Below are 8548 nucleotides of genomic sequence, written 5' to 3' on the forward strand. Positions count from 1 at the left end.
CGCCCACGTCGTAATTGTCTTTCAGGTGTTCTACCCGTAGCTTCGTACCCGGCTTATGCACGCCTTCAATGATGTCGTGGCGCAACTTGCGGTAAGCGGTTTCGGCCAGGGTCAAGCTTTCGCCGTTGGTGACGCTGCTTGGCAGTGAGACCACTTCATTCATACACACCCCAAAAAAATTCTTTCTGTTTCGCCATTGTAGACGAGTTGCGGCGTTAATCAATATTGTCGATGAAAAATAATATTCTCGAGAAAATATATTGACGTCGAGAAAAATTAGTTTTATCGTTTGTTCATGGTTTAATCGATTGGCAAGGAAGACTGCAATGAAAGAAGTTTTGAACTTCATCAACGGGGAGTTTGTGGCAACGGGAAACACATTCCCCAAGCACTCGCCCTTGAACAACGCGGTGATTGCGCAGGTGCATGAAGCGGGCCGCGCGCAGGTGAACGACGCTGTGGCTGCTGCCAAGGTCGCGTTGAAAGGTCCTTGGGGCAAGATGACGGTGGCTGACCGGGTGCAAATGCTGTACGCCGTGGCCGATGAAATTAATCGCCGGTTCGATGACTTTTTGCATGCTGAGGTTGCCGACACCGGCAAACCGGTGAGCCTGGCCAGTCACATTGATATTCCCCGTGGCGCAGCCAATTTCAAGGTGTTCGCCGACACCATCAAGAATGTGCCCACCGAATGCTTTGAAATGGCCACTCCGGATGGACGTGGCGCGCTGAACTATTCCATTCGTCGCCCGGTGGGTGTGGTGGGCGTGATTTGCCCCTGGAATCTCCCTTTGCTGCTGATGACCTGGAAAGTTGGCCCCGCGCTGGCCTGTGGAAACACGGTGGTGGTCAAGCCCTCGGAAGAGACTCCACAAACAGCCGCGTTGTTGGGTGAAGTGATGAATAAAGTGGGCGTTCCTCCTGGCGTGTACAACGTGGTACATGGTTTTGGTCCGGATTCCGCCGGTGAATTCGTGACTACCCACCCCGATGTGAACGCAATTACCTTCACTGGCGAAACACGCACTGGTGCAGCAATCATGAAAGCGGCTGCGCAGGGCGCGCGCTGTCAGCCTTGAAATGGGTGGCAAGAATGCCGCCATCGTGTTCGCGGATTGTGACTTTGATGCCGCCATCGAAGGCACCATGCGCTCGGTGTTTGCCAACAGCGGGCAGGTGTGTTTGGGCACCGAACGCGTATATGTGGAACGCCCGATTTTCGACAAATTTGTGGCCGCCATGAAGAAGGGCGCGGAAAGCCTGAAGCCTGGACTGCCAGAGCACAACGACACAGGCATTGGCCCAGTGATTTCTCAAGAACACCGCGAGAAAGTGCTGGGCTTTTACCGCAAGGCGGTAGAGCAGGGTGCAACTGTGGTTACAGGTGGTAATGCGTTTGAGATGCCCGGCGAGTTGAACAACGGCGCCTGGGTGCAACCCACCATCTGGACCGGGCTGGACGACGACGCAGCGGTGTGTGTGGAGGAAATTTTTGGGCCCTGCTGCCATATTGCCCCCTTTGATTCCGAGGAAGAAGTGGTGGCCCGTGCGAATAACAATGTGTATGGCCTATCCACTGCGGTGTGGACCCAGAACCTGGCCAAAGCGCACAGAGTAGCCGCATCGATTGAAGTGGGTTTGGCTTGGGTAAACAGTTGGTTTCTGCGAGATTTGCGCACACCGTTTGGTGGTGCCAAGCAATCGGGTATTGGCCGCGAAGGGGGTGTGCACTCGCTGGAGTTTTACACCGAGCTGAAAAACATTTGCGTGAAGCTGTAAGGAGTCCACGATGAACGCACCCGCTTCACCAGAAATTGGATTGAGCATTGAGGCCAACGGCCTTCAAACGAATTATCACGATCAAGGCCAGGGCACCAACCTGATGTTGATTCATGGTTCGGGCCCCGGTGTTTCGGCTTGGGCGAACTGGCGCTTGGTGATACCCGGTTTTGCAAAACAATTCCGTGTGGTGGCCCCAGACATGGTGGGCTTCGGTTTCACTGAGCGCCGCCAAGGCTACCAATACAACCTGGACAACTGGGTGGCCCATGCGGTAGGCGTGATGGATGCACTGAAAATTGAGCAAACAGACCTGATCGGCAATTCCTTTGGTGGTGCTGTTGCTCTGGCACTGGCCATTCGTCACCCAGAGCGTGTACGCAAGCTGGTGTTGATGGGCAGTGTAGGTGTCCCATTCCCGATTACTGAGGGACTGGATGCAGTGTGGGGTTACCAGCCGTCATTCGAGAATATGCGTCGCATTATGGATTACTTCGCATACGACCGTGGCCTTGTGAACGATGAACTGGCTCAGTTGCGTTTTCAGGCCAGCATTCGCCCCGGTTTTCAGGAAAGCTTCTCAGCCATGTTCCCGGCACCACGACAGCGGTGGGTTGATGCCATGGCCAGTCATGAAAGTGATATTCGCGCACTGAAGAAAAGCACTTTGATTGTGCATGGCCGGGATGATCAGGTCATTCCGTTGAGTACTTCGCTGTGCCTGCACGAAATGATTGTGGATTCGCAACTGCATGTTTATGGCAAGTGCGGGCACTGGACCCAGATTGAACACGCTGCGCGCTTTGAGCGCTTGGTGACCGACTTCCTGCAAGAGGCTTAAAGCAAATGAACGCTACTCAAATTCGCGACTTGGGCGATGAACTTTACAACGCATTGACCCAACGGCACACCATTGCTCCGCTGACCAGCCGTGGTTTCGATATCACGATTGAAGACGCCTATCACATTCAACAGAGGATGATTGCGCGACGCTTGGACAACGGCGAGCACGTGATTGGTAAAAAAATTGGCGTGACCAGTGCCGCCGTGATGAACATGCTGAATGTGCACCAACCCGACTTTGGCTACCTGCTCAATGGCATGGTGTACAACGAAGGCGAGGCCATCGAGGCGGCCAGCCTGATTCAACCGCGTGCGGAAGGTGAAATCGCATTCTTGATGAAACGCGATTTGATGGGCCCCGGAGTAACCGCCGCCGATGTGCTGGCCGCCACTGAAGGCGTGATGGCCTGTTTCGAAATCGTGGATTCACGCATCGCTGATTGGAAAATCAAGATTCAAGACACCGTGGCCGACAACGCCTCTTGCGGTGCGATTGTGTTGGGTGACCGGGTTGTAGATCCTCGTAAAGTGGACCTGTTTACTTGCGGAATGGTACTGCAAAAAAATGGCGACATCGTGGGCACTGGCGCTGGCGCTGCTGCACTTGGGCACCCAGTGAATGCGATTGTTTGGCTGACCAATACGCTGGGTCGTTTGGGCATTGGCCTGAAGGCAGGTGAAATTATTCTGTCAGGTTCTCTGGCAGCACTCATTCCCGTGAAGGCAGGCGATTCGCTGCACATGTCGATTGGTGGCATTGGTAACTGCTCTGTTCGCTTCGCGTAAGTTACAACGCAAAACGCAAAAGGAATTCGATGATGAAAAAGATCAAATGCGCACTGATTGGTCCCGGCAATATTGGAACCGATCTCTTGATGAAGCTGAAACGCAGCAGTGTGCTGGAGCCTGTGTGGATGGTGGGGATTGACCCCGAATCCGACGGCTTGAAACGTGCGCGTGAAATGGGTATTAAAACAACCGCTGAGGGTGTGGATGGTTTGCTGCCGCATGTGGAAGCGGATGGCGTGCAAATCGCATTCGATGCCACCAGTGCTTATGTGCATGCCGAGAACAGTCGCAAGCTGAATGAACTGGGTGTGTTAATGATCGACCTGACACCCGCAGCAGTTGGACCTTTTTGTGTGCCCCCGGTTAATTTGAAGGAGCATGTAGGCAAGCGTGAAATGAATGTGAACATGGTGACTTGCGGTGGCCAGGCGACCATACCCATGGTGTATGCCGTATCGCGTGTTCAACCTGTTAGCTACGGCGAAATCGTGGCCACGGTATCGTCGAAATCCGTAGGCCCGGGTACCCGCAAAAATATTGATGAATTCACCCGCACCACAGCTGGTGCTGTTGAAAAAGTGGGCGGAGCAAAAAAAGGCAAAGCCATTATCATCATCAACCCGGCCGAGCCACCTTTGATCATGCGCGACACCGTGCACTGCCTGGTGGAAGGCACGCCCGATCAGGAAGCAATTACCAAGTCGGTTCACGACATGATCAAGGAAGTACAGAAGTACGTGCCTGGTTACACGCTGGTGAACGGTCCTGTGTTTGATGGCAACCGTGTGTCGGTGTTCATGCAAGTGGAAGGCTTGGGTGACTACCTGCCGAAGTACGCCGGAAACCTCGACATCATGACGGCTGCGGCAGCCCGCACGGCTGAAATGTTTGCCGAGGAAATTCTGAGCGGCAAATTGATCCTTGAACCTACTGTGAGCGCCTAAGGAGAACCCCATGAGCTTGAAAGGAATTGAAATCAAAGTGCATGACATGACGCTCCGCGATGGCATGCACCCCAAGCGCCACTTGATGAGCCTGGAACAAATGCTGAGCATCTCAAAGGGGCTGGACGAGGCAGGTGTGCCACTGATTGAGGTGACCCATGGTGATGGTCTGGGCGGTTCTTCGGTGAACTATGGTTTTCCGGCGCACAGCGATGAAGCCTATTTAAGCACAGTGATTCCTGCCATGAAGCAGGCCAAGGTGTCCGCCTTGTTGTTGCCTGGTATTGGTACTGTGGATCATTTGAAAATGGCCAAAGAACTGGGTGTTCACACCATCCGTGTTGCTACGCACTGTACCGAGGCCGATGTGAGCGAGCAGCACATCACTTATGCCCGCAAGCTGGAAATGGACACCGTGGGTTTCCTGATGATGGCCCACATGGCCAGTGCAGAGAAGCTGATTGAGCAAGCCAAATTGATGGAAGGCTACGGTGCCAACTGCATTTATGTGACCGACTCCGCAGGCTACATGCTGCCCGAAGAGGTGTACGAAAAAATCAGCGCAGTGCGCGAAGCTTTGAAGCCAGAAACTGAAATTGGTTTTCATGGGCACCACAACCTGTCGATGGGGGTTTCCAACTCCATCGAAGCCATTCGTGGCGGCGCGCGCCGCATTGATGCAGCAGCAGCTGGCCTGGGTGCTGGCGCAGGCAACACCCCCATGGAAGTACTGGTAGCGGTGTGTGAACGCATGGGTATCAAGACGGGTGTGGATGTATTCAAGATTTCCGATGTGGCAGAGGACCTGGTGGTACCGATCATGGATCACCCCATTCGAATTGATCGTGACTCCATGACATTGGGTTACGCCGGTGTGTATTCAAGCTTCCTGTTATTTGCCAAGCGAGCCGAGAAAAAGTATGGCATCAGCGCCCGTGAAATTTTGGTGGAGCTTGGGCGACGCGGCATGGTGGGTGGTCAGGAAGACATGATTGAAGACACTGCTATCACCATGGCTCGCGCAAGGAGTGCAGCATGAAACTCGACAAAAAGACCATTTCTGCATTGGCTGAGCATTTGGAAAGTGCAGAGCTGAACGCGCGTGATGTTGTGAAAATTACGGATGACCACCCTGACATGGATTGGGATGATGCCTATGCCATTCAGGACGAAATTCGTGCCCGCAAAGAACGCCGTGGCGTGCGCATTGTGGGTCTGAAAGCCGGTTTGACCTCGCACTCGAAGATGAAGCAAATGGGCGTGGATACACCGGTATTCGGTTTTCTGGCTGATTACTTTAGCGTGCCGGAGGGTTCGGCTGTGAAGGTGAATGAACTGATTCACCCTAAGGTAGAGCCTGAAATTGCGTTTGTGACTAAGACTGATTTGCGTGGCCCAGGTTGCAACATTGCCACTGTGCTGGCCGCGACCGATTTTGTAATGCCTGCCATTGAAGTCATTGACTCGCGTTACCGCGATTTCAAATTCGATCTGAAAAGCGTGATTGCAGACAACACGTCAGCGGCACGTTTTGTGGTGGGCGGCACCATGAAACCAGTCGACGGCATGGACTTGAAAACCACTGGCATTGTGCTGGAAAAAAATGGTGTACCCGTTGCTTTTGGGGCGGGTGCAGCAGTGGTGGGTCACCCAGCCGCAGCCATTGCCATGTTGGCCAATGAGCTGGCCAAGCGCGATCAGTTTGTGCCGGCAGGATCGCTGATTCTGTCGGGCGGAATCACCGAGGCCGTGGCTGTGGAAGCGGGCGACAACGTGACCTTGCATGTGCAAGGCCTTGGCCAGGTTGGCCTGCGTTTTGAATAAGGAATTCACACCATGCCATTTGCACAAATCAATTTGATTGAAGGACGCACGGAAGCGCAAAAACGTGCGGTGATTGAGAAGGTGACCCAGGCCTTGGTTGAGGCTGTGGGCGCACCCATTGAAACGGTGCGGGTTCAGATTATTGAAGTACCCAGCACCAATTGGGGTATTGCAGGCGTGTCAGCAAAAGACCGGGGGCGATAAGCCAGTGAGATAAACCGTTCGCATTCCAGCTGCACATAAAAACCACAGCAGCTTTTCATTTGCCAAACAGAGAAGGCAGGAGACATTGTGAATATTCAGTATTCAGAGGCGCCCTTGCGCCTAAAAAAATCAAGTATTGGTTTAGCGCTGTTTGCCATGACCGGTACAGCGCTTTTGAACGCATGTGCGGACAGTACGGTTCAATCCAGCAGTAATTCAGCTCAGAGGGCAGTCACGGTAGAGCGCTATGAGGTAGTTCAAACCCTCAGTGCGAATGGCGATACGGTGCTGGGCGGTACGCAAACCGGTGTGGTGACAGTGTCTGTCGATGGAGGAAATACCTGGAGCCGCAAGCAGGTATCCACGACCGCATCTTTTATTGATTCGACGTTTTGCCCTGACGGTAGCGCAGCCATGCTGGATGTGTACAACACGGTGTGGACTTCCGCCGGCGATTTCAAAGATTGGCTACCCTCCAAATTCGACAAACCCTCCAGCCCTGTAGCGATTGAGTGCCACAGCAGTGGTTTGTGGGTGCTCGGTTCAGGTTCCAATCTGATCAACTCCACTGACCAGGGCAAAAGCTGGCGCGTGGTCAGCTTCGATGAAGATGCGCAGTTCACGGCGCTTGCTTTTACCAGCGATACGCACGGTATTGCATTTGGCGAGTTTGGCATGTTGGCGTTTACCAATGACGCGGGTCAATCCTGGCAGCGCGGTGAACCGATCACCGGTGATTTCTACACTTACGATGCCTTGTTTATCGACACTTCAACTGGATACGCCAGTGGCTTGGCTGGTCAGGTTTTGAAGACCACAGACGGTGGACTGACTTGGGTGCGCGTGGTGAACAACACAGAGGCGCCGCTGTATCGCCTGTTTATGCACGCAGGCGTGCCGCACGGTGTGGGTGCCAACGGCACGTTGGCGAAGCTCGAAGCTGATCAATGGGTGCCCGTGGGCTATGAGCGACCAGTGTTGTCGTTCTTGGGTGCCGCTGTATCGGGTAATCAATCCATTGTTGTGGGCGGCCCAGGCGGCTTGCTTCGCACGGTTCAAAGTTCCAATTCAAGTCAGGCGGACCCATCATGATCAAGTCTTTCGCCGATCGTTTGATCGCTCAAATTATTCGCGCTGAAGAGTGGCTGTTTGCCAACCCCAAAATCGTACTGGGCATGATCATGCTGGTGACTTTGGGTTTTGCAGCTGCCATTCCGCAACTGAAGGTGTACTCCGATTTCTCGGACTTGTTACCCCAAAACCATCCCTACATCAAAACTTACAACCAACTGAAGGAAAACTTCGGTGGCGCCAACATGGTGGTGATGGCGGTGGAGGTGAAAGAGGGCACGATTTTCAATAACGACACTTTAAGGCTGATTGAGAAAGCCACACAAGGTGTGGACAACTTGCCGAGCGTGAACCACAACTTGGTGAGCAGCTTGACACATCGTTCTTCCCGAAAAATTTATCTGGATGAAACCGGCGCCTTTCTTTCCGATACGTTCTACGACAGCAACAATGGCGAGTTAAGTGATGCCCAACTGAAGCAATTGCAGAAAGATGTAACAGCTAACCCCACCATTTATGGTTTGTTGGTGTCGCCTGACATGAAGGCCGCCCTGATCAAGGCGCAGCTCAACGAAGGCGATATTGATTACGAGAAAACATTCAGTGCGCTGATGCAACTGCGCAGCGAGTTGACGGACGACAAACACAATTTGTACACCACGGGTAACCCTGTGCTCACCGGTTGGGTTTACACCTATCTGGATCAATTGGTGGCCATTATGGCCTACACCTTGGCCTTGCTCACGCTGTTGCTGATTGTTTATTTCCGGCGCTTCTACGGCATTGCATTGCCTTTGTTGGGAATCGCTTTGTCATCGATTTGGGGGTTGGGTTTCATGGCCATGGTGGGTATCAACCTTGAGCCATTGTCTTTGCCGATTCCTTTTCTGATCGCCGCGCGTGCCACTTCGCACGGTGTGCAGTTAGTGGTGCGCTACTACGAAGAACTGGCCATTGTAAAGAATGGAAAGAAGGCGGCACGCAATGCGCTGGAAGCACTTTTCCGCCCAGGTTCACTGGCCATTATTGTGGATGCCTTGGGTATTGCCGTGCTGGTGCTGGGTGCTGCCCCGTTCAATTACAAGCTTGGTATC

At 53.3% G+C, this 8548-nt stretch carries 8 protein-coding genes and 1 pseudogene; all 9 read left to right on the top strand.

The window, feature by feature from the left end:
* Positions 1 to 326: 326 nt before the first annotated feature.
* Positions 327 to 1779 (top strand): annotated as a pseudogene (locus BSZ31_RS08560) (2-hydroxymuconic semialdehyde dehydrogenase).
* A gap of 10 nt (positions 1780 to 1789) precedes the next feature.
* The gene (locus tag BSZ31_RS08565) at positions 1790 to 2620 is read left to right on the top strand and encodes an alpha/beta fold hydrolase (RefSeq protein ID WP_105028394.1); all 831 of its coding nucleotides are present in this window, start codon (positions 1790 to 1792) and stop codon (positions 2618 to 2620) included.
* Between the two features lie 5 nt (positions 2621 to 2625).
* A complete protein-coding gene (gene dmpE / locus BSZ31_RS08570) occupies positions 2626 to 3408 on the top strand; it encodes a 2-oxopent-4-enoate hydratase (RefSeq protein WP_105028395.1) in 783 nt (260 codons plus the stop codon).
* A gap of 29 nt (positions 3409 to 3437) precedes the next feature.
* The gene (locus BSZ31_RS08575; RefSeq protein ID WP_105028396.1) at positions 3438 to 4355 is read left to right on the top strand and encodes an acetaldehyde dehydrogenase (acetylating); all 918 of its coding nucleotides are present in this window, start codon (positions 3438 to 3440) and stop codon (positions 4353 to 4355) included.
* 10 nt (positions 4356 to 4365) lie between these two features.
* Complete coding sequence (gene dmpG, locus BSZ31_RS08580) at positions 4366 to 5394, top strand: 4-hydroxy-2-oxovalerate aldolase (RefSeq protein ID WP_105028397.1); 1029 nt, start codon at positions 4366 to 4368, stop codon at positions 5392 to 5394.
* The gene (gene dmpH / locus BSZ31_RS08585; protein ID WP_105028398.1) at positions 5391 to 6179 is read left to right on the top strand and encodes a 2-oxo-3-hexenedioate decarboxylase; all 789 of its coding nucleotides are present in this window, start codon (positions 5391 to 5393) and stop codon (positions 6177 to 6179) included. Before dmpG ends, dmpH begins: the two co-directional genes overlap by 4 nt.
* A 12-nt stretch (positions 6180 to 6191) precedes the next feature.
* Complete coding sequence (locus tag BSZ31_RS08590) at positions 6192 to 6383, top strand: 2-hydroxymuconate tautomerase (RefSeq protein ID WP_105028399.1); 192 nt, start codon at positions 6192 to 6194, stop codon at positions 6381 to 6383.
* Positions 6384 to 6470: 87 nt separating this feature from the next.
* A complete protein-coding gene (locus tag BSZ31_RS08595; RefSeq protein ID WP_105028400.1) occupies positions 6471 to 7475 on the top strand; it encodes a YCF48-related protein in 1005 nt (334 codons plus the stop codon).
* Positions 7472 to 8548 (top strand): RND family transporter (locus tag BSZ31_RS08600; protein ID WP_168426906.1); only part of this gene is annotated, 1077 nt, incomplete at its 3' end. The genes BSZ31_RS08595 and BSZ31_RS08600, both read left to right, overlap by 4 nt.

The organism is Limnobacter sp. SAORIC-690 (assembly GCF_002954425.1).
GTDB classification, from domain to species: Bacteria; Pseudomonadota; Gammaproteobacteria; order Burkholderiales; family Burkholderiaceae_B; genus Limnobacter; species Limnobacter profundi.